13 protein-coding genes are annotated in these 19,503 nt (G+C 61.2%); 7 read left to right on the forward strand and 6 right to left on the reverse strand.

Translation table 11 applies throughout. The features are described from left to right. Positions 1–6: 6 nt before the first annotated feature. Positions 7–2,592 (forward strand): autotransporter outer membrane beta-barrel domain-containing protein, encoded by a 2,586-nt coding sequence (locus HX839_RS17785; RefSeq protein WP_177067456.1) that lies wholly within the window; start codon positions 7–9, stop codon positions 2,590–2,592. Between the two features lie 129 nt (positions 2,593–2,721). On the opposite strand, the gene glgB is transcribed toward HX839_RS17785, so the two are convergent. The 3 genes from glgB to HX839_RS17800 form a co-directional block, all read right to left on the reverse strand. Further along, positions 2,722–4,956: a 1,4-alpha-glucan branching protein GlgB gene (gene glgB, locus HX839_RS17790; RefSeq protein WP_003207521.1), complete on the reverse strand. Its 2,235-nt coding sequence runs from the start codon at positions 4,954–4,956 to the stop codon at positions 2,722–2,724. Next, a complete protein-coding gene (gene treS, locus HX839_RS17795) occupies positions 4,953–8,300 on the reverse strand; it encodes a maltose alpha-D-glucosyltransferase (protein ID WP_008435160.1) in 3,348 nt (1,115 codons plus the stop codon). Before treS ends, glgB begins: the two co-directional genes overlap by 4 nt. Before the next feature lie 167 nt (positions 8,301–8,467). After that, positions 8,468–10,465 carry an alpha-1,4-glucan--maltose-1-phosphate maltosyltransferase gene (locus HX839_RS17800; RefSeq protein WP_102605565.1) on the reverse strand — a complete coding sequence of 666 codons (1,998 nt, stop codon included), beginning with the start codon at positions 10,463–10,465 and terminating at the stop codon, positions 8,468–8,470. 205 nt (positions 10,466–10,670) lie between these two features. Here HX839_RS17800 and HX839_RS17805 point away from each other — a divergent pair, with 205 nt between their 5' ends. Beyond that, positions 10,671–10,829, forward strand: a complete 159-nt coding sequence (locus HX839_RS17805) for a hypothetical protein (protein ID WP_166742161.1) — start codon at positions 10,671–10,673, stop codon at positions 10,827–10,829. Positions 10,830–11,320: 491 nt separating this feature from the next. Further along, the gene (locus HX839_RS17810; RefSeq protein ID WP_177067457.1) at positions 11,321–11,860 is read left to right on the forward strand and encodes a hypothetical protein; all 540 of its coding nucleotides are present in this window, start codon (positions 11,321–11,323) and stop codon (positions 11,858–11,860) included. 86 nt (positions 11,861–11,946) lie between these two features. Here the strand turns inward: HX839_RS17810 and HX839_RS17815 are convergent, their stop codons facing one another. Continuing rightward, positions 11,947–12,441, reverse strand: a complete 495-nt coding sequence (locus HX839_RS17815; RefSeq protein ID WP_087692384.1) for an MgtC/SapB family protein — start codon at positions 12,439–12,441, stop codon at positions 11,947–11,949. A 120-nt stretch (positions 12,442–12,561) separates the two neighbouring features. On the opposite strand from HX839_RS17815, the gene HX839_RS17820 reads away from it, so the two are divergent. The 4 genes from HX839_RS17820 (at position 12,562) to HX839_RS17835 (ending at position 16,541) form a co-directional block, all read left to right on the forward strand. Further along, positions 12,562–12,801, forward strand: coding sequence for a DUF3203 family protein (locus HX839_RS17820; protein ID WP_003207514.1), 240 nt, complete (start codon positions 12,562–12,564; stop codon positions 12,799–12,801). 184 nt (positions 12,802–12,985) lie between these two features. Further along, positions 12,986–14,401: a cytochrome c oxidase accessory protein CcoG gene (gene ccoG, locus HX839_RS17825; protein ID WP_177067458.1), complete on the forward strand. Its 1,416-nt coding sequence runs from the start codon at positions 12,986–12,988 to the stop codon at positions 14,399–14,401. 170 nt (positions 14,402–14,571) lie between these two features. Beyond that, positions 14,572–15,981: a GntR family transcriptional regulator MpaR gene (gene mapR, locus HX839_RS17830; RefSeq protein ID WP_177067459.1), complete on the forward strand. Its 1,410-nt coding sequence runs from the start codon at positions 14,572–14,574 to the stop codon at positions 15,979–15,981. 188 nt (positions 15,982–16,169) lie between these two features. Next, on the forward strand, positions 16,170–16,541 hold the full coding sequence (locus tag HX839_RS17835) for a hypothetical protein (RefSeq protein ID WP_008435173.1): 372 nt from the start codon (positions 16,170–16,172) through the stop codon (positions 16,539–16,541). A gap of 49 nt (positions 16,542–16,590) precedes the next feature. Here HX839_RS17835 and HX839_RS17840 read toward each other — a convergent pair whose 3' ends face one another. Then, on the reverse strand, positions 16,591–17,337 hold the full coding sequence (locus tag HX839_RS17840; protein WP_003207506.1) for an SDR family oxidoreductase: 747 nt from the start codon (positions 17,335–17,337) through the stop codon (positions 16,591–16,593). A gap of 72 nt (positions 17,338–17,409) precedes the next feature. Next, positions 17,410–19,503, reverse strand: a complete 2,094-nt coding sequence (locus HX839_RS17845) for a bifunctional diguanylate cyclase/phosphodiesterase (RefSeq protein WP_003207505.1) — start codon at positions 19,501–19,503, stop codon at positions 17,410–17,412.

A 19,503-nucleotide genomic window follows, 5' to 3' on the forward strand; every position in this document is an offset into this window, starting at 1 on the left:
CGAATCATGAGCACGCGGTTTTCATCAGTGACGTATCTGAGCGTCTGCAGCGTGACGACGCTGTTGCTCAATTGGCCTCTCCCCGCGCAGGCCGCCTGTACGTTGGTCATAACCGCAGGCAACGACACCACCCTGTGCAGCGATGGCAGTGCTGGCGCGCTGACGGATTTACAAGGAAGCAACATCCTTGAGTTCCCCGTCGGCGGCACCGGCATCATCGTCGGCAACGTGACTTATGGCGCGGGAGATGATCGGGTCACGATGGATTCCGGCGCGATCAACGGTGCGATCAATCAAGGTGACGGAAGAAATATTTTCCAACTGTTCAATGGCAATATCTCCGGCACGGTGACGCAAGGCGCGGGCGGTGATATTGCGCAAATCAGCGGCGGCAGCTCCGGTGCAATCTCCCAGGGTGACGGGGTTGACCAGTACTTCCAGAGCGGTGGCACTGTCACCTCACTGGCTCAGGGCGACGGCCGTGACGAGTTCACCATGAGCAGTGGCAGGATTGTCGGTGCTTTTGAAGATGGAGATGTAGCGCTGATGACCGGTGGCAGCATCGGACGGGTCGACATGAAGCTCGACAACAACCTGTTTGACCTGCGGGGTGGAGCGATCATCGGCAACCTCGTTACTGGCTTCGGAAACGACACCATCCTGGTGTCCGGAGGAGCGGTTGGTGGCAACATCAGCGTCAGCGGCGGCGACGACATCATCAAAGTCAGCGGAGGGGAAATAAGTGGGCAGATCCTCGCCAGCTTTGGCAACGATGAGTTCACTTGGGAAGGCGGCGGTCTGATCCATAAGGAAATCCTCATGGGTGATGGCGCTGACAGGGGTTTCCTGCTCAACCTGACCGAAACCACCCTGGCTTCCACTCCGCTCCTGGATGGTGGTTTGGGTAACGACACCCTGACCTTCGACAACACCCGATCCGCCACGCCAACCCGCTATGTCAACTGGGAAACCGTCAACCTGGACAACAATTCGCGCCTGACCCTGGGCGGCGACTTCAAGCTCGGTGACAGCGCTACGGCCACCGGTACCCTGAATATTTTTGGCAGCGCCGCCCTGCAGGTAACACAGGGCAGCATCAGCCCCTTCACGGCCGGGCAACCAGCCAACCTGAACAACGGCGGCCTGATCGACATGACCACCGGCAGCTCCAGCGCCACCGACAGCCTGACGGTCAACGGCAACTACACCGGCAATGGTGGCGAACTCGCGCTGCAATCGGTACTCGGCGCCGACGGCTCGGCCAGTGACAAGCTGGTAGTCAGCCAGGGCACGCTGCAAGGCGGCACTACCATCACCGTCACCAACCTTGCCGGCCCCGGCGCCATGACGCTGCAGAACGGCATCCAGGTGGTTGAAGCGCTTAACGGTGCCACGAGCAGCGACCTGGCGTTTACCCTGCGCGGTGGATCCGTTTCCGCAGGCGCCTATGAGTACTACCTGTTCAAAGGAGGCGTAACGCCGGGCACCGGGCAAAACTGGTTCCTGCGGTCCTCGGTGGTGGCGCCGCCGCTGCCCAACCCTGAGGATCCTGACGACCCAGTGGGCATTCTCCCCCCCGTCCCCGCCGATGGCACGCCGGACCTCCCGGGGATTTTCCCGGGAGAAGAACCCATACCCATCTATCGCCCGGAAGTCCCGGTGTATGCCGTGTTGTTTCCCGCCGTGCAGCAGATGGTCCAGGGCATGCTGGGCACCTACCACGAACGCATGGGCGACCAAAGCCTGCAACGTCAACCTGGCGCTTTAGCGGCCGGTTGGGGCCGGGTGTATGGCAGCAGCACGCGGCAATCATTCGCCGGCACCGTCAGCCCGTCGCTGGACAGCTCCCTGTCCGGTTTCCAGGTTGGCACTGACCTGTATGCCTGGACCAACGACGCTGGCCTGACCCAACGCCTCGGCTTCTTTGTCGGCCACAGCCGCCTGACCGGCAATGTGGCGGGTTTCAATGGCGGTTTTCAGGGCAAGGACGCCGGCAACACCACCCTGCGCGGTGACAGCCTGGGCGCGTATTGGACGCTCATCGGCGCCAACCACGCCTATATCGATGTCGTGCTGATGGGCACGCGGTTCGATGGCCACAGTGAATCCGACCGGGGCGTCAAACTTCCAACCAAGGGCCACAACGTGCTGGGGTCTATGGAGGTGGGAATGCCGTTTGCGGTGTCTGAACAGTGGGAGGTTGAGCCGCAGGCCCAGGTGATTGTCGATAGAAGCTATGTGGACAGCCAGAACGACGGAATCTCGGATGTCTCATTCCGCGCCGACACTAACGTCGTCACCCGTCTCGGTGTCCGCCTCAAGGGCAGCTACAGCGTGAGCGGCATGCCCCTGCTGCCTTATGTGCGTACCAACGTGTGGCACGCCAGCGCCGGGAATAACACTGTCACGTTCAATGACAGCACGGACATCAACACCGAACAGAAATCCACCACGCTGGACGTCAGCACCGGGGCAACGCTGCAGGTATCGAGTACGGTCAGTGTGTATGGCGAGGTGGGGTACAACAGCAATCTGGACAGTAATCAGCTGAATGGGCGAAAAGGCACGATTGGCATAAGGGTCGACTTCTAAGCCACAACACATCCCCACTGTGGGAGCGGGCTTGCTCGCGAATGCAGTGTGTCAGCCAAAAAATCTGGCACTGGTACTGCGCATTCGCGAGCAAGCCCGCTCCCACATGGGGTCTTCATCGGCTGGAAGTCAGGCGTCCGGTCGCAGGATCAGCACGCCCAATGGCGGCAGGTTCAACGACAGCGACAACGGCTGCCCATGCCTGGGCTCCTCCTCCGTAAACGCCCCGCCACCGTTGCCGAAGTTGGAACCGGCATAGGTGTCGGCATCGCTGTTGATCACCTCGCTCCAGCGCCCGGCAAACGGCACGCCGACCTTGTAGGCCTCACGCGGCACCGGCGTGAAGTTGGCCACCACCAGCACCGGCCTGCCGTCCTTGCTCCAGCGCAACCAGGCGTAGACGCTGTTGATCGCGTCATCCCCAATCAACCACTGGAAGCCCTGTGGTGCGTCGTCCTGGTCATGCAGCGCCGGCTCTTCGCGGTACAGACGGTTGAGGTCGCCCACCAGTTTCTGCACGCCCCGATGTTCGGGGTATTGCAGCAGGTACCAGTCCAGTTGCTGATCGTGGTTCCACTCGCGCCATTGGCCGAACTCGCAGCCCATGAACAGCAGCTTCTTGCCCGGGTGCATCCACATGAAGCTCAGGTATGCCCGCAGGTTGGCAAACTTCTGCCAGCGGTCGCCGGGCATCTTGTCGATCAACGAGTGTTTGCCGTGCACCACTTCATCGTGGGAAATCGGCAGGATAAAACGCTCGGACCAGGCATACACCAGGCCGAAACTCAGCTCGTTGTGGTGATGGGCACGGTACACCGGGTCCTGCTGGATGTAGTGCAGCGAATCGTGCATCCAGCCCATGTTCCACTTGTAGTTGAACCCCAGGCCGCCCTGTTGGGTCGGCTGGCTTACGCCCGGCCATGCGGTGGACTCCTCGGCGATCACCAGCGCGCCGGGGGCCTCAAGGGCAACAACATCGTTGAGGTGGCGCAGGAAGTCGATGGCCTCGAGGTTTTCCCGCCCGCCGTGGCGGTTGGGTACCCATTCCCCGGCCTTGCGCGAATAGTCGCGGTACAGCATCGAGGCCACTGCATCCACCCGCAGGCCATCGATATGGAAATGCTTGAGCCAGTGCAACGCCGACGCCAGCATGAAGCCGTGGACTTCGGTGCGGCCGAGGTTGTAGATCAGGGTGTCCCAATCCTGGTGGAAGCCTTCCAGCGGGTTGGCGTATTCGTACAGCGCGGTGCCGTCGAATTGCGCCAGGCCGTGGGTGTCGGTGGGGAAATGCGCCGGCACCCAATCCAGGATCACGCCGATGTCGGCCTGATGGCAGGCGTTGACGAAAAACGCGAAATCCTCCGGCGAGCCGAAACGTGCCGTCGGGGCAAATTGCGACAGCGCCTGATAACCCCATGAGCCGCCGAACGGGTGCTCCATGATCGGCATCAGTTCGATATGGGTGAAGCCCAACTGCTGTACATAAGGGATCAACCGCTCGGTCAGCTCGCGCCAACTGTACTGGCGGGACACCTCGCCGACTTCATCCAGCTCGCACTGCCAGGAACCGGCATGCAACTCGTAGATCGACAAGGGTGCGCTGGGTTTCTGCCGCTCGCTGCGCGATTGCATCCAGTCGTGGTCCTGCCAGTCGACCTGCAGCGGCGAAGCGACCTTGGACGCAGTATCCGGCGGCAACTGCGTGGCCAGGGCCATGGGGTCGGCCTTGAGCGGCAGAATCCCGTGGGCACCGAGGATTTCATACTTGTAGGCCGCGCCGGGTTGCAGGCGCGGGATGAAAATCTCCCACACCCCGGACGGATGGCGCAGGCGCATCGGATGACGGCGCCCGTCCCAGATATTGAAGTCGCCCACCACCGAGACCCGGCGGGCATTCGGTGCCCATACCGCAAAACGCACGCCCTGGACCCCGTCGACGCTGGTCACTTGTGCCCCGAGGCAACTGCTCAGGTCGCGGTGATTGCCTTCGGCAAACAGGTACAGGTCCATCTCCCCCAGCAGCAGTTGCTGGAAGCTGTAAGGGTCTTCGGTGATCTGTTCGCCACCGGCCCACTGGATCTTCAGCAAGTACGCCTGACGGCTGCCGAAATGCCCGACAAACAAGCCCGGCACCTGGGTCGCATCGAGGCTGCCGATGTGCTCGCCGCTGTCGCGGGCCAGGACCTGGACACTCAGTGCTTCCGGCAGGAAGGCGCGAATGAACTGGCCGCCCTGCTCATCGTCATGGGGACCCAGGATCGAGAATGGATCATGGTGCTCGGCCCGCACCAGGGCTTCGATATCAGCAGGCTTGGGCATCACACTCAACTTTTCCTGCAGCGGTTCTTTGCTTGTAAAACTCATGACGTCTCCCCACCGCGTGCAGTTTTCGATATTGGTTTCAACCCGCTGAGCAGCCCGTGCAAACCTTGCAACGGCACCGGCAACCAGCTCGGGCGATTCTCTGCTTCGTAGGCCACTTCGTACGCGGCCTTCTCCAGGCTGAACAACGCCAGCGCTGCGTCCTGGCCTTTGGCATCCTGCCAGTCATGGGCCAGTGTAGTCGTGGCAGCGTGATAGGCCTGGATAAATGCCTGCCTGGCCTCATGCAAGTAGCGATCCGCCACACGTTGCCGGGACGCATTGGCCTCGGGCGACTGGTCGACGCCCTGCACATTCACCGCCATGGCCGCCGCGTAATCAAACGAGCGCAGCACCCCGCTCACATCCTTGTACGGGCTGTGTTTGCCGCGACGTTCAGGCAGCGGCCGCGCCGGTTCGCCCTCGAAGTCGATGAGGTAGGCATCGCCCTTGACCACCAGTACCTGGCCCAGGTGCAGGTCGCCGTGCACGCGAATGCGCAACCCGCCCACCGTGGCTTTCGCCAGGTCCTGAACGTGACTGGCGATGGCCTTTTTCTGCTCCAGTAAAGCACTGACCAACGCCTGATCGGCAGGGTTCAACTTGGTTTGATGCTGTTTGAGCAACTGCAAGGCGTGGTCGATTTGTGCGCCTACGTGCCTGGCCCAGCCCTGGCTGTCCTTGAGGGTTGTGACCTCGGGCTTGAACGCCTTGTTAGTGGTGGGCGCCGCCAGCACCAGGTGCATCTCGCCCAGGCGCTGGCCGAGCAAGCCGGCGAAATCCGCCAGCTCGCCAAGTGCGTTGTAGTGCTGTTCCTGCTCGGACATGGCTTCGGCCAGCTCGTCGCGAATCGCTCGCTCCAGGTTATTCTGGGTCCAGCCCCACGCGTCGCCCTGGTTGCTCAGGTAACCCTGGGCGATCATCAGCAGGTTGTCCTGGCCATCGGCGTCGTGGCGGATCACCGAGCCCAGCAGCGGCGAGATATGTTCGTAGCCGGCCTCGGTCAGGTAGGCGCCCATTTCCAGCTCGGGGTGAACCCCGGCGCTGACTTTTCGGATCAGCTTGAGCACCAGGCTGCCGCCCACCACCACGGAACTGTTGGACTGCTCCGCCGCGAGGTAGCGCACTTCCGACTCGTCGTTCAATTCCAGTTTGGCCAACTGCGCCGTGGGCTCGAAGCGAATCTCGCCATCGGTGGAGTCGAGGACGGTTTTGGCCTGCAGGCCTTGGATCACGCCGCGGATATAAGTGTCGAGGCTGAAGGCATCGGTCACCAAACCTACCTGACGCACTCGCCGTACACGGGCAAGCGCGAGTTGTTGCGGCAAGGCGCTGGTGAACTGGTCTTCGCCAAGGAAGCCGAACGGCAGTTGATAGCGGCTGACCTGGCCGGCGCTGGTGACTTCGATTTCACTGAGCAGCACCGGATGCTGCGGGTCGCCGAAGCGCACGCCATAAGCGATGTGCACGCTGTCGATTGCCGTATCCTTGCTGGCAAACCAGCGGCGCTTGGGCAGCCACGCCGGCAACGCATTCTGTTCCAGGGTGGTGCGGCACGGTGCTTCGAGCAATTCTTCCATGCGTTTCTTCAGCACCAGGGTGGTGAAGTCCGGGATGCTTTGTGCCGGTTCCACGTGCCAGCTTGGCATCTGGTTTTCCGCCGCCAGCACGAACCAGTAGAAGCCATACGGCGCCAGGGTCAGCAGGAAATTCAGCTGGCCAATCGGTGGGAAGGCATTGCCACCGAGCATCTCCACCGGAACCATGCCGGCAAACGCCGAGAGGTCCAGTTCTGCGGCCTGGGCACTGCGGGACACGTTGGCCACGCACAGGATGATTTCATTCTTGCCATCGGCGCCTGCGTATTCGCGGGTATACGCCAGGATGCGGCGGTTGCTGGGCGAGAGCATTTTCAGGCTGCCGCGACCGAACGCCTTGGACTGTTTACGCACCGCGAGCATGCGCCGCGTCCAGTTCAGCAACGAGTGCGGGTCCTGGGTCTGGGTTTCGACGTTGACCGACTGGTAGCCGTATTGCGGGTCCATGATCGGCGGCAATACCAGGCTGGCCGGGTCGGCGCGGGAGAAGCCGCCGTTGCGGTCGATGGACCATTGCATCGGCGTACGCACGCCGTCGCGGTCACCGAGGTAGATGTTGTCGCCCATGCCGATCTCATCGCCGTAGTACAGGGTCGGCGTGCCCGGCATCGACAGCAGCAGGCTGTTGAGCAGCTCGATGCGCCGGCGGTCGCGTTCCATCAGCGGCGCCAGGCGGCGGCGAATCCCCAGGTTGATACGTGCACGGCGGTCGGCAGCGTAATAGTTCCAGAGGTAGTCGCGCTCTTTGTCGGTGACCATTTCCAGGGTCAGTTCATCGTGGTTGCGCAGGAAGATTGCCCATTGGCAATTGGCCGGGATCTCCGGGGTCTGGCGCAGGATGTCGGTGATCGGGAAACGGTCTTCCTGGGCCAGCGCCATGTACATGCGCGGCATCAGCGGGAAGTGGAACGCCATGTGGCACTCGTCGCCGTCGTCGCCCTTTTTGTCCCCGAAGTACAGCTGGGTGTCTTCCGGCCATTGGTTGGCTTCGGCCAGGAGCATGCGGTCGGGGTAGTTGGCGTCGATCTCGGCGCGGATCTGCTTGAGCACGTCGTGGGTTTCGGGGAGGTTTTCGTTGTTGGTGCCGTCGCGCTCGATCAGGTACGGAATGGCGTCCAGGCGCAGGCCGTCGATGCCCATGTCGAGCCAGTAGCGCATCACCGACAGGACGGCTTTCATGACCTGCGGGTTGTCGAAGTTGAGGTCCGGCTGGTGGGAGTAAAAGCGGTGCCAGAAGTACTGGCCGGCGACCGGGTCCCAGGTCCAGTTGGACTTTTCGGTGTCGAGGAAAATGATCCGGGTGCCGTCGTATTTCTGGTCGTCATCGGACCAAACGTAGAAATCCCGCGCCGCCGAGCCGGGCTTGGCCTTGCGGGCGCGCTGGAACCAGGGGTGCTGGTCGGAGGTGTGGTTGATCACCAGCTCGGTGATCACCCGCAGCCCGCGTTTATGGGCTTCGGCGATAAAGCGCTTGGCGTCGGCCATGGTCCCGTAGTCGCTGTGCACGCCGCGGTATTCGGCGATGTCGTAGCCATCGTCACGGCGTGGCGAGGGGTAGAACGGTAATAGCCAAATGGTGTTCACACCAAGGTCGGCGATGTAGTCGAGCTTGGCGATCAGCCCAGGAAAATCACCGATGCCGTCATTGTTGGAGTCGAAATAGGATTTGACGTGAACCTGATAAATCACCGCGTCTTTGTACCAGAGCGGATCTTTGATAAAGGTGGCAGCCTTGGGTTTCTTCGCCATTGGAAACTCCTGGGAATTCGAAAAATTCTGCCTGAAGGAACTCGGTCAATGTGGGAGCTGGCTTGCCTGCGATAGCGGTGGATCAGCCAGTATTATCTGCACTGACACACCGCTGTCGCAGGCAAGCCAGCTCCCACATTTGATCTCCTTTGGATTGGAGATCAGCTTCAGGAAACGGTAATGCGCCAGATGCCGAATGGCTGATGCCACGGTTCGATGCGCATCCACTGGGTCTTGCCGTACCAGGTCCAGCGGTGGCCGGTCATCAGGTCTTCGCCCTGGGTCTGGGCATCGTCCGGCAAGCCCAGCTCCCACAGCGGCAACTCGAAATTGGCCTCCTGGGCGTTGAACGGGTCGAGACTCACGGCCACCAGGATAAAGTTGCTGCCATCCTCGCTGCGTTTGCCGAAGTACAGGATGTTGTCGTTCCACGCGTTGTAGAGTTTGAGCCCCAGGTGCGTCTGCAAGGCCGGGTTCTGCCGGCGGATGCGGTTGAGCTGGGCGATCTCGGCAATGATGTTGCCCGGCGCCGTGAAGTCTCGCGGGCGGATCTCGTACTTCTCCGAGTCCAGGTACTCTTCCTTGCCCGGCACCGGTGCCGCTTCGCACAGTTCAAAACCCGAGTACATGCCCCACAGGCCTGAGCCCATGGTGGCCAACGCGGCGCGGATCAAGAAGCCGGCGCGGCCGGATTCATGCAGGAAGCCGGGGTTGATGTCCGGGGTGTTGACGAAGAAGTTCGGCCGGAAGCACTCGCGCCACGGCGACTCGTTCAGTTCGCTCAGGTACTCGCTCAACTCGGCCTTGGTGTTGCGCCAGGTGAAGTAGGTGTAGCTCTGGGAGTAACCAACCTTGCCCAGGCGCGCCATCATCGCCGGGGTGGTGAAGGCTTCGGCGAGGAAGATCACTTCGGGGTATTTAGAACGCACATCGCTGATCAGCCATTGCCAGAACGGCAGCGGCTTGGTGTGGGGGTTGTCGACGCGAAAGGTCTTCACGCCCTCTTCCACCCAACCGACCACGATGTCGCGCAACTCGACCCACAGGCTGGGAATCGCGTCGGCCGCATAGAAGTCGACGTTGACGATGTCCTGGTACTTCTTCGGCGGGTTCTCGGCGTATTTGATCGTGCCGTCGGGCCGCCAGTTGAACCAGCCCGGATGCTGTTTGAGCCACGGGTGGTCCTGGGAGCACTGGATGGCAAAATCCAGGGCGATTTCCAGGCCATGGTCGGCGGCGGCCTTGACCAGGTTGCGGAAATCCTCACGGGTGCCCAACTGCGAATGGATCGCCTCGTGGCCGCCCTCTTCGCTGCCGATGGCATACGGGCTGCCCGGGTCGTCCGGCCCGGCGGTCAGGGAATTGTTCTTGCCCTTGCGGTGGCTGCGACCGATCGGATGGATCGGCGGGAAGTACAGCACGTCAAAGCCCATGTCGTGGATCATCGACAGCCGTGAGTGCACATCGTTGAATGTGCCATGGCGCGCGGGATCGTCGGTGATCGAGCGGGGAAACAACTCGTACCAGCTGGCAAATTGCGCAGCCTCGCGCTCTACATCAATCGGATACACCGGGCTGATGCTCAAATAGGCGCGGTGATCGGCCTGGGTCATCAGGTGTGCACTGTCTTCGTGCAGGAACAACGCGACCTGCTCGGTTTCCAGCAAACCGGAGAGTTCGTGGTGCAGCAACATCAAGCGGTCACGCAGCTCATTGTCACTGCGCTCGGCGGCTTGCAACACCTGGCTGCGGCCTTCCTGCAACTCCAGGCTGACCGGCACCCCGGCCTCGTGTTTCTTGCTCAGTTCGTAGCGAAAGCTGGCAAACGTGTCGATCCAGGCTTCGATGCAATACTCATGCGGGCCCTGGGCGGTCACGGTGAATGCGCCCTCCCAGCCGTTGTTGCCGACATCGGTCATCACCACGCTGTGCCAGCTTTCTTCACTGCGCGGGCGCCAGCGGATCATCACCGCAAGCTTGTCGTGGCCATCAGCGAACACCTTGCTGGCAACCTGCACGCGCTGGCCAACCACAGCCTTGACCGCGAACTCGCCGCCATCGATCACCGGGGTCGTGCTTTCAATCGCGATCCTTGGCAGCAACAGTGCCTGGGACAGCGGTAATGTGGAGGTTGAATCGTCTTGAGTCAGTGTTTCAGCAGTCATCGAGCATCTCCCCTTAACGCCCAGTGGACGCTCTTGTGCTTGATTCAAATTCTGAAACGACGCCACTCTCCCTGAGCAGGGCCGTCTAGGTTCCGAGCATGCCGACGAGTGAAAAGTTCAGGCGGATATCCCGCCATCGGGCGGGGAATCAAATCCACCACGCGATTGTCCACCGATAGAGCAAAGCACAAAGGAGGCCACACCGATGAATATCCCTATTCCGGCTGAAACGCCTGATCCCAATATAGATAAGCCCACATTACCGCCGACCGAACCCGACCCGGTTCCCGAGCAGGAACCGCCAGGCACACAGCCACCACCGGTGGAGGAACCACCGACGACGATGCCGCCGGTGATTGTCTGAAGAGACCGATCACAGGAAGTAAAAAGCGGAAGCTTCAGGCTTCCGCGTTTACTTGAATCTATAAGCTGCAACTTCATTCACAAAAAATTATAAAGAACTGTCAAAACCGACAGTATCAGCCGAGACGAACGCCGCCCATGATCAAAGTGTGCGACGCGCGAAGAACAGAACAATAAAACCTCTCGGAGATACCTCATGAAAAGAACAGCCGCCTACCTGCTGCTTTCCCTTTGCACCTTGACCGCCTGCACCACCGAACCCTCCGGCCCGCTCGATACGGAAATCGCAAGCAAATTAAACAACCGCTACCAGGACACCGCTGCTCAGTGTGCCGATGGCCTGGCCCTGTATCACTGCAATGGGTGCTTATTCGCGTCACTGACAGCCTCATAGCATCGCCCGGCGAGCTTGAGCGCAATGCCGCCGCATTCTCTTACCTGCGAGCCGACCTGGGTATCAGGAAGCTGTTTGCACGGGACGCTGGCGTAATAATGTCGGCATTGCCCTCCACCGCAGCGGGCCCAATCAGCGTGCGCTGCTCTTTTCCCACCAATGGTGCGACAGGTGACCGCCCGGATGGATGCGGCGAAACTTCCAGGGAGCTGCCAGGCTACCAGCGTGAATGGAGCCGGCACTGCGATGAGCAAGGCGTGGTGGATGGCCCCACCTGGCTGGCCCACTTCAACAAAGTCAAACCGGCTTATTTTTTTATGTGTGCGTTTCGTGGATCGGTGCAGCAGTTTTCTCTAAGCATCACTGTCAGAAAACTGATGCCGGCAAACTATATTGAAGATTGGAATGAAGTCGTCACCTCAGCCTGGACAGTGTCCGAGATTGATAAAGTCCCCTTCCAGGCTTTCTTCTATAACGCTGCCAACTTGCCAGGAAGAGATGCAGCCAAGAAACTTCAGCGCGAGTATTACGGCTATACGCAGCGCCTGCTTCCGGTGGTTCGTGTTGACTTGCTCGCTCAAGACCAACGCATATTCGCGTATCACAAAGAAGATCAAATCACCATTCCGGTACAGTGATCAGTCCAGCAGGAGCGTGAAGTTGCACACGCCTCGATATCACGCTGTCAGCCCATTCACGCGCGACCTGATGAAACATACGGCGACTAATTCTTTTCCAATAGCCTGACGATTCTTGGCATCACACTGAACACCGCCAAGGCCAACAACGTGCTGAGTACCGCCGTGGATTCCCGCCCCATTCCCGCCGCCACCCCAATGGCGGCGGTCATCCACAAGCCGGCGGCGGTGGTCAGGCCTTTGACGTGCTGACCCTCCTCGTCTTCCTTGCCCTTGAGGATGGTGCCGGCGCCAAGAAAGCCGATACCCGCGATCACGCCCTGCAGCACACGGCTCATGGCGTCTGCCTGGGAGCCGGACATGCTCGGCACCAACACGAACAGCGCGGCGCCCAGGGCCACGAGCATGTGGGTGCGTACCCCGGCGGCCTTGCCTTTCTGTTCGCGCTCGTAACCCAGGATCCCGCCCAATATCGCCGCAATCAGCAGCCGAACGGTGATTTGCGTGAGCTGCCGGGCATCGCCGATATCGGCAAATTCCGCTTGCAGGGTTACCCAGACTTCATGCCACCAGGCGTCCATGGACGTTTCCTTGTTGGGGGTCGATAGAACATGGACAGCATCGACCGTCAGTCAGTTGCGCAGAACCATTGCCTGCGCATCCCACCCTAATCAGTAATAGCCCACAAAAAGGAGATCGATATGCCCGTACGTATCGAAGGTCAGCAATGTTTCTTCACCGTCGATGTGGACGGCCACGAGAAACAACTGGAAGCCACCCATGTCACGGTCGAAACCGACAGCGAGAAATCCATGTCGTTCGTGAAGCTGAACGGTGACCGCACCTATATCACCGAAGCCGAAGCCGACGCATTGACCGTAGCGGGTGCCAAAGACGGCCGTAAGCACTTGAAAGCTACCGACGGTGATTCGGTGATTTGATTGACCTGGATCAGCCCCGCCTCAAAAGCGCTGCACCCCGCGCACCACCGGGTGCAGCACATTGTCGCAGGCATACACGGGCGGCCCATCTGATCCGCTTTTTATCGCCATACCTGAGTCTGTTATGCAAACAGACCGCCGGTCATAGTTCATCTGCCTGATGGAGGCTGATGAGCGAAAGACCATGAGCGATAGAATCCCCGTCCGAACCATAGAAGTGTTTGAGCCTGCACATCCAAAGAAGATGAAGGCCAAATCCAGCGACAACCTGATTCACACCCGCAGTTTTACCGGCCTGTTCCGTACCTTGCGCGTGGCAGGCGCAGGCTTTCTGTTCCTGGCATTTTTCGGCACCGTGTGGCTGAACTGGGGCGGACGGCAGGCGGTGTTATGGGACCTGGCTGAAAGCAAATTCCACATCTTCGGTGCCACGTTCTGGCCCCAGGATTTCATCCTGCTGTCGGCGCTGTTGATCATCTGCGCGTTCGGCCTGTTCGCCATCACCGTATTCGCAGGGCGTGTGTGGTGTGGCTATACCTGCCCGCAAAGCTCGTTTACCTGGTTGTTCATGTGGTGCGAAAAGGTCACTGAAGGCGAGCGAAACCAACGCATCAAGCTGCAAGCTGCGCCCTGGAGCCTGGACAAGCTGGCGCGGCGCTCGGCCAAGCACACGCTGTGGCTGGGGATCAGCGTGCTGACCGGGCTGACATTTGTCGGCTACTTCACGCCGATCCGGCCGCTGGCCGAGGAGCTGCTGACCTGGCAGATGGGTGGCGTAAGCCTGTTCTGGGTGCTGTTCTTTACCGGCGCCACCTACATCAACGCCGGCTGGCTGCGGGAAGCGGTGTGCATGCACATGTGCCCGTATGCGCGGTTCCAGAGTGTGATGTTCGACAAGGACACCCTGACCATTTCCTACGACGTAGCCCGCGGCGAGAACCGTGGCCCGCGCAAACGAGACGTGCAACCGGCGGACGTCGGCCTGGGTGATTGCATCGACTGCCAGCTGTGCGTGCAGGTATGCCCCACCGGCATCGACATCCGTGACGGCCTGCAAATGGAATGCATCGGCTGCGCCGCGTGTATCGATGCCTGTGATTCGATCATGGATAAAATGGGCTATGCCCGCGGCCTGGTCAGCTACACCTCGGAGCATCAGTTGCAAGGTGGCAAGACCCATCTGCTCAGGCCACGCCTGATCGGCTACAGTGCCGTGCTGCTGGTGATGATCGGCGCGCTGGTGGTGGCGCTGGTGGAACGCCCGATGGTGTCGCTGGACGTGACCAAGGACCGGGGGATGTTCCGCGAGAACAGTGACGGCTTGATCGAGAACATCTACAGCCTCAAGGTCATCAACAAGACCCAGCAGCGCCAGGATTACCGCCTGGAGCTGATGGACGGCGACGGCTTCCAGCTGCAGGGCAAGACCGAGATCAGCCTGGCACCAGGTGAGATTACCGATGTGCCGGTGTCGGTGGCGATGACCGCAGAGAAGCCCGCCAGCAGTTCGCAGACGATCCGCTTCAAGCTCTCGGATGTGGATGAGCCGTGGATTTACAGCGCGGCGGACAGCCGGTTTGTGGCGCCATTGAATCGCTGAGCCCAAGCTTTCAGCAACACTGGAGATCAAATGTGGGAGCGGGCTTGCTCGCGAAAGCGGTGTGCCAGTCAATGGATACATCAACTGAAAGATTGCTTTCGCGAGCAAGCCCGCTCCCACCGTTTGATCTGTGTTCAATCAGCAAAATCTGTTCAAAGCACTGAGCCCCAATGAAACGCTACGAAAAATTCGCCGACGACATCGCAGAACTGATCCGCTCCGGCGTGCTCGGGCCCGGCCAGCGCGTGCCTTCGGTGCGTTATGCCAGCCAGACATACGGTGTCAGCCCGTCCACGGTGTTCCAGGCGTACTACCTGCTGGAGCGACGCGGGCTGATCCGCGCCCGGCCGCGCTCCGGGTACTTCGTCAACACCCATGCGCCCAGCCCGTTTTCCGAGCCGGTGGTGAGTGCCCATGTGCACGAGTCCACCGAGGTGGACGTCAGCGAATTGGTGTTCTCGGTGCTCGATTCCATCAAGGACCCGCAAACCGTGCCCTTCGGCTCGGCCTTCCCCAGCCCGACGCTGTTCCCGCTGCAACGCCTGGCCCGTTCCCTGGCCAGCGCCAGCCGGGAAATGGACCCGCGCATGGTGGTCACCGACATGTCGCCGGGCAACCCGCAACTGCGCCGGCAAATTGCCTTGCGCTACATGGTGGGCGGGCTGATGCTGCCCATGGAAGAACTGTTGATCACCAACGGCGCCCTTGAAGCACTGAACCTGTGCCTGCAAGCCGTGACCGAGCCGGGCGACCTGGTGGCCATCGAAGCACCGGCGTTCTACGCCAGCCTGCAAATCCTCGAGCGCCTGAAACTCAAGGCGGTGGAAATCCCCGTACACCCACGCGATGGCATCGACCTCAAGGTGCTGGCGCAAAGCCTGGAGCGCTACCCGATCAAGGCCTGCTGGTGCATGACCAGTTTCCAGAACCCGATGGGCGCAACCATGCCCGAGGCCCGGAAACAGGAACTGGTGGAGTTACTGCGCAGCCACCAGGTGCCGCTGATCGAAGACGACGTGTACGCCGAGTTGTACTACGGTCAACAGGCGCCCAAACCGGCGAAGGCGTTCGACACCGAAGGCCTGGTGATGCATTGCGGCTCGTTCGCCAAGAGCCTGGCTCCGGGCTACCGCATCGGCTGGGTCGCCGCCGGACGTTATGCGCAGAAGATCGAGCGGCTGAAATTGATGACGTCGCTGTGTGCCTCGATGCCCGCCCAGGCGGCGATTGCCGATTACCTGCAACACGGCGGGTACGACCGGCACCTGCGTAAATTGCGTTACGCGCTGGAAGAACAGCAAAGCGCCATGCTCGCCGCCATCGCGCGCTATTTCCCGGCGCAGACACGGGTCAGCCAGCCTGCCGGCGGGTACTTCCTGTGGCTGGAATTGCCGGAACAAACCGACTCGTTGAAGTTGTTCCAGATGGCGCTGGCCCAGGGCATCAGCATCGCACCGGGACCGATCTTCTCGCCGACACAGCGCTTCAGGAAGTGCATTCGCTTGAACTACGGCAGCCCGTGGGACGAGTCGTGTGAGAAGGCGATGGAGACGCTGGGGAAGATTGTGCGGTCGTTTTAACCTACGGACGGGAACCGTAGCCGGGCTAAGAACCACACAGGAGTGCGCTATTTCTTACGATAGAAAGAGCGCATTCACTTGGTTCACATCAGAGATGCCTTATGACTATTTTTTCAGCTGCCGGCCTGCGACCCCTTCCCGTTCCTCCCCACTATATGCGTGCCGCAGAGCAGCAACAGGTGCGCGAAATGACAGGCGCTACCGGGCGCCCCGCGGGAGATCATCGATCGAGTGACCAGATTACCGAACAAAGCCCTGTGCTGAAGAACTTCCTGGATAACCGCGACCACTACGAAGTGAGCGATGACCTGAAGCGCCAGGTGGGTGACTGGAGCGCGGCCAACCAAGACCCGGACTCTCGCGCCGACGCCACCTACAACCTGGATAAGGTACTGCGATTTATCGACAACGTGGACGATCTCAAATTAAGCGCCAGCCATAGCCGCAACGGTGTCCTGGACGGTTTTTCGAATCACGGCTACGCCATTCATCCAGACTCGGAGGCCAGCCTGCTCAAGGCGTTTTCCCTCAGGGGCTATGAAGCGCTGCGCGGCGCCTGATACCTGGGCTGTGGCGAGCGGCGTGCCCCTCGCCACAGGCGGTACAAAACTACCGACCGCCCGCCAGGTCAAGAAAGGTTCCCGTCGCATAGGACGCCTTGTCCGAGAGCAGCCAGATAATCCCTTCCGCGACTTCCTCTGCACGCCCGCCACGGGCCATGGGGATGCCCGGTTCAAGCTTGCTGACCCGATCCGGGTCGCCGCTCAGGGCGTGGAAGTCGGTGAAAATAAGCCCGGGACGCACGCCATTGACCCGGATCCCCTCGCCCGCCACTTCCTTGGAGAGCCCGAGAGTGAAGGTATCCAGCGCACCCTTGGACGCGGCGTAATCCACATACTCCCCCGGCGAGCCCAACCGCGCGGCGGCCGATGAAACGTTGACGATGCTGCCGCCCTGCCCGCCATGCTTGGGCGACATGCGCAGCAGCGCATGCTTGGCACACAGGATCGGCCCCAACACATTGGTCCTGAGGGTCTTCAGAATGCGGAACTCGGACATCTCATCGACCCGCGACTTGTGCCCGACGGTACCTGCGTTGTTGACCAGTGCCGTCACCCGGCCCAGTTCGGTATCGACCCGGTGGAACAGGCCAATCACTTCGTCTTCAATGCTGACATCAGCCCGCACGGCAATCGCCTGGGCGCCGAGGGCACGCACTTGCTCAAGTACGCGGTGGGCGGCGTCTTCATCGGCCTGGTAATTGATACAGATGCGATAGCCCTGGGCGGCGGCCAGCAGCGCCGTGGCGGCGCCGATCCCACGACTGCCACCGGTGATGACGACGACTTTGTCCATGTGTAAGGTCTCCTGGTTCAACGTGAGCTGATGGATCCAATACTACCTGCGCCCTGCAGGTTTTGCATGGGCTCACATCACCGAATGCACACTCACCACCTGCTCGGCGCGCTGGATGTCGGCCATGAAACCCTCGGCCGGCAACGGATGCCCCAGCAGATACCCCTGAAGCGAATCGCAGCCCAGCCGGGTGAGGAAGCTCTGCTGTGAGTCGGTCTCTACACCCTCGGCCACAATGCGCAGGCCCAGGGCCTGACCGAGGGCGACGATGGCCGAGACGATGGCGGCATCGTCGCTGTCGTGCTCCAGGTCACGCACAAATCCCCGGTCGATCTTCAACTCATTGGCCGGCAGGCGCTTGAGGTACATCAGGCTCGAATAGCCGGTACCGAAGTCGTCGATGGACAGGTCGACGCCCATGTCCGAAAGCTTCTGCAACACCGTCATGCTCGCGTCGGCATCGCTCATGGCGGTGGTTTCGGTGATTTCCAGGGTCAGGCTGTTGGCTGGCAAGCGGTGGCGTTCCAGGGCAGCGGCGACACTCTTGACCAGCCCGGCGTGGCAGAACTGCAACGCCGACAGGTTCACGGCAATGCGCCAGTCGTGATAGCCCTGGGCATACCACACCTGCATCTGGCGGCAGGCTTCGTTGAGTACCCATTCGCCGATGGGGATGATCAGCCCGGTCTTTTCCGCCAGCTCGATAAACTTGTCCGGCAACAACAGGCCTTGTTGCGGGTGTTCCCAACGCAGCAGCGCCTCGGCACCGACCGGGCGGCCGCTGATGGCGTCGAACTTGGGCTGGTAATAAAGCCGGAACTGCTCGTGCTCCACGGCATTGCGCAAGTCCTGCAGCAGTTGCAGTTGCTTGCGCGCATTGGTGTTCATCGACACGTCGAAAAAGCTGTAGCCGTTCTTGCCCATGCCCTTGGCGTGATACATCGCCGCGTCGGCGTTCATCAGCAGTTCCTGGGGCGTGGCGCCGTTGCCGGGGAACAGTGCGATGCCGATGCTGGCGGAGATTTTCAGCTCATGCTCGGCGACGTGGAAGGCCTGGTTGATCATGCCCACCTGGCGCTCGGCCAAGCGCAACGCATCGTCGGGCTGGCCCAATTGCACCAGCAATACAAACTCGTCACCGCCGATGCGGGCCAGGGTGTCCTGGCTGCGCAAGTCTTCGCGCAGGCGCAGGCCGACTTGCTGCAACAGCTGGTCGCCCATGTGGTGACCAAAAGCGTCATTCACCGGCTTGAAGCCGTCCAGGTCGATAAACATCAGCGCGAAGCAGCCGCCCTCTTCGTTCACCCGCTGTATCGCCTGCTGGATCCGGTCGGCGAGCAGGGTGCGATTGGGCAAGCCGGTGAGCATGTCGTGCAGGGCCAGGTGGGTGAGTTCCTGGTTGGCCTGGGTCAGGGAGTCGGCCAACACCGCGGTGCGGGCTTCCAGGCGGGCATCGGCCAGGGAGGTCAGCAGCGCGATGATCAACACTGCCAGGGTGGTAACCAGCACCAGGTTATCCAGGCCCTTGCCACTCAAGCCGTCCAGGGCCGCGCCGCAGAAGCTGCCATCGGCGAAACGCGCGGCGGCCATGCCGGTGTAGTGCATGCCGACAATCGCCACGCCCATCACCATCGCCGCCCCGCCTCGGGCCAACCGCACATACGGCGTGTTGCGCCGCAGGTTGAAGGCAATCCACAACGCCGCCGCCGACGCACCCACGGCAATCAGCAACGAGGCGGTGAACAGCGTGGGGTCGTAGTCGATGCCGGGGGTCATGCGCATGGCGGCCATGCCAGTGTAGTGCATGGCGCTGATGCCGGCGCCCATGATCAATGCGCCAAATGCCAGTTGCCACGCCGGCAAACGCGGCTGGCTCACCAGCCACAAGGCAAAACCGCTGGACAGGATCGCGATCAACAACGACAGCGCCGTGATGCCGACGTCATAGCCGAGGCTGATGGGCAGGCGGAAGGCGAGCATGCCGATAAAGTGCATCGACCAGATCCCCACGCCCATCGCCAGCGCGCCGCCGCCCATCCACAGGTACACCGCGCGGCCCCTGGCAGTGGCGATGCGGCCGGTCAGGTCCAACGCCGTATAGGATGCGAGGATCGCGACGAACAGGGAAATCAGGACCAGGGCGGGGGAATAACTACCGGTGAGCAT

The organism is Pseudomonas sp. I8001 (assembly GCF_013385345.1).
Lineage (GTDB): Bacteria > Pseudomonadota > Gammaproteobacteria > Pseudomonadales > Pseudomonadaceae > Aquipseudomonas.

What these genes read in the sequence shown, in the direction of transcription:
- HX839_RS17845 (WP_003207505.1), bottom strand. Translation starts at nt 19,503, where the DNA reads ATGCTCACCGGTAGTTATTCCCCCGCCCTGGTCCTGATTTCCCTGTTC.
- HX839_RS17800 (WP_102605565.1), bottom strand. Translation starts at nt 10,465, where the DNA reads ATGACTGCTGAAACACTGACTCAAGACGATTCAACCTCCACATTACCG.
- HX839_RS17785 (WP_177067456.1), top strand. Translation starts at nt 7, where the DNA reads ATGAGCACGCGGTTTTCATCAGTGACGTATCTGAGCGTCTGCAGCGTG.
- ccoG (WP_177067458.1), top strand. Translation starts at nt 12,986, where the DNA reads ATGAGCGATAGAATCCCCGTCCGAACCATAGAAGTGTTTGAGCCTGCA.
- treS (WP_008435160.1), bottom strand. Translation starts at nt 8,300, where the DNA reads ATGGCGAAGAAACCCAAGGCTGCCACCTTTATCAAAGATCCGCTCTGG.
- glgB (WP_003207521.1), bottom strand. Translation starts at nt 4,956, where the DNA reads ATGAGTTTTACAAGCAAAGAACCGCTGCAGGAAAAGTTGAGTGTGATG.
- mapR (WP_177067459.1), top strand. Translation starts at nt 14,572, where the DNA reads ATGAAACGCTACGAAAAATTCGCCGACGACATCGCAGAACTGATCCGC.
- HX839_RS17810 (WP_177067457.1), top strand. Translation starts at nt 11,321, where the DNA reads ATGTCGGCATTGCCCTCCACCGCAGCGGGCCCAATCAGCGTGCGCTGC.
- HX839_RS17805 (WP_166742161.1), top strand. Translation starts at nt 10,671, where the DNA reads ATGAATATCCCTATTCCGGCTGAAACGCCTGATCCCAATATAGATAAG.
- HX839_RS17835 (WP_008435173.1), top strand. Translation starts at nt 16,170, where the DNA reads ATGACAGGCGCTACCGGGCGCCCCGCGGGAGATCATCGATCGAGTGAC.
- HX839_RS17820 (WP_003207514.1), top strand. Translation starts at nt 12,562, where the DNA reads ATGCCCGTACGTATCGAAGGTCAGCAATGTTTCTTCACCGTCGATGTG.
- HX839_RS17815 (WP_087692384.1), bottom strand. Translation starts at nt 12,441, where the DNA reads ATGGACGCCTGGTGGCATGAAGTCTGGGTAACCCTGCAAGCGGAATTT.
- HX839_RS17840 (WP_003207506.1), bottom strand. Translation starts at nt 17,337, where the DNA reads ATGGACAAAGTCGTCGTCATCACCGGTGGCAGTCGTGGGATCGGCGCC.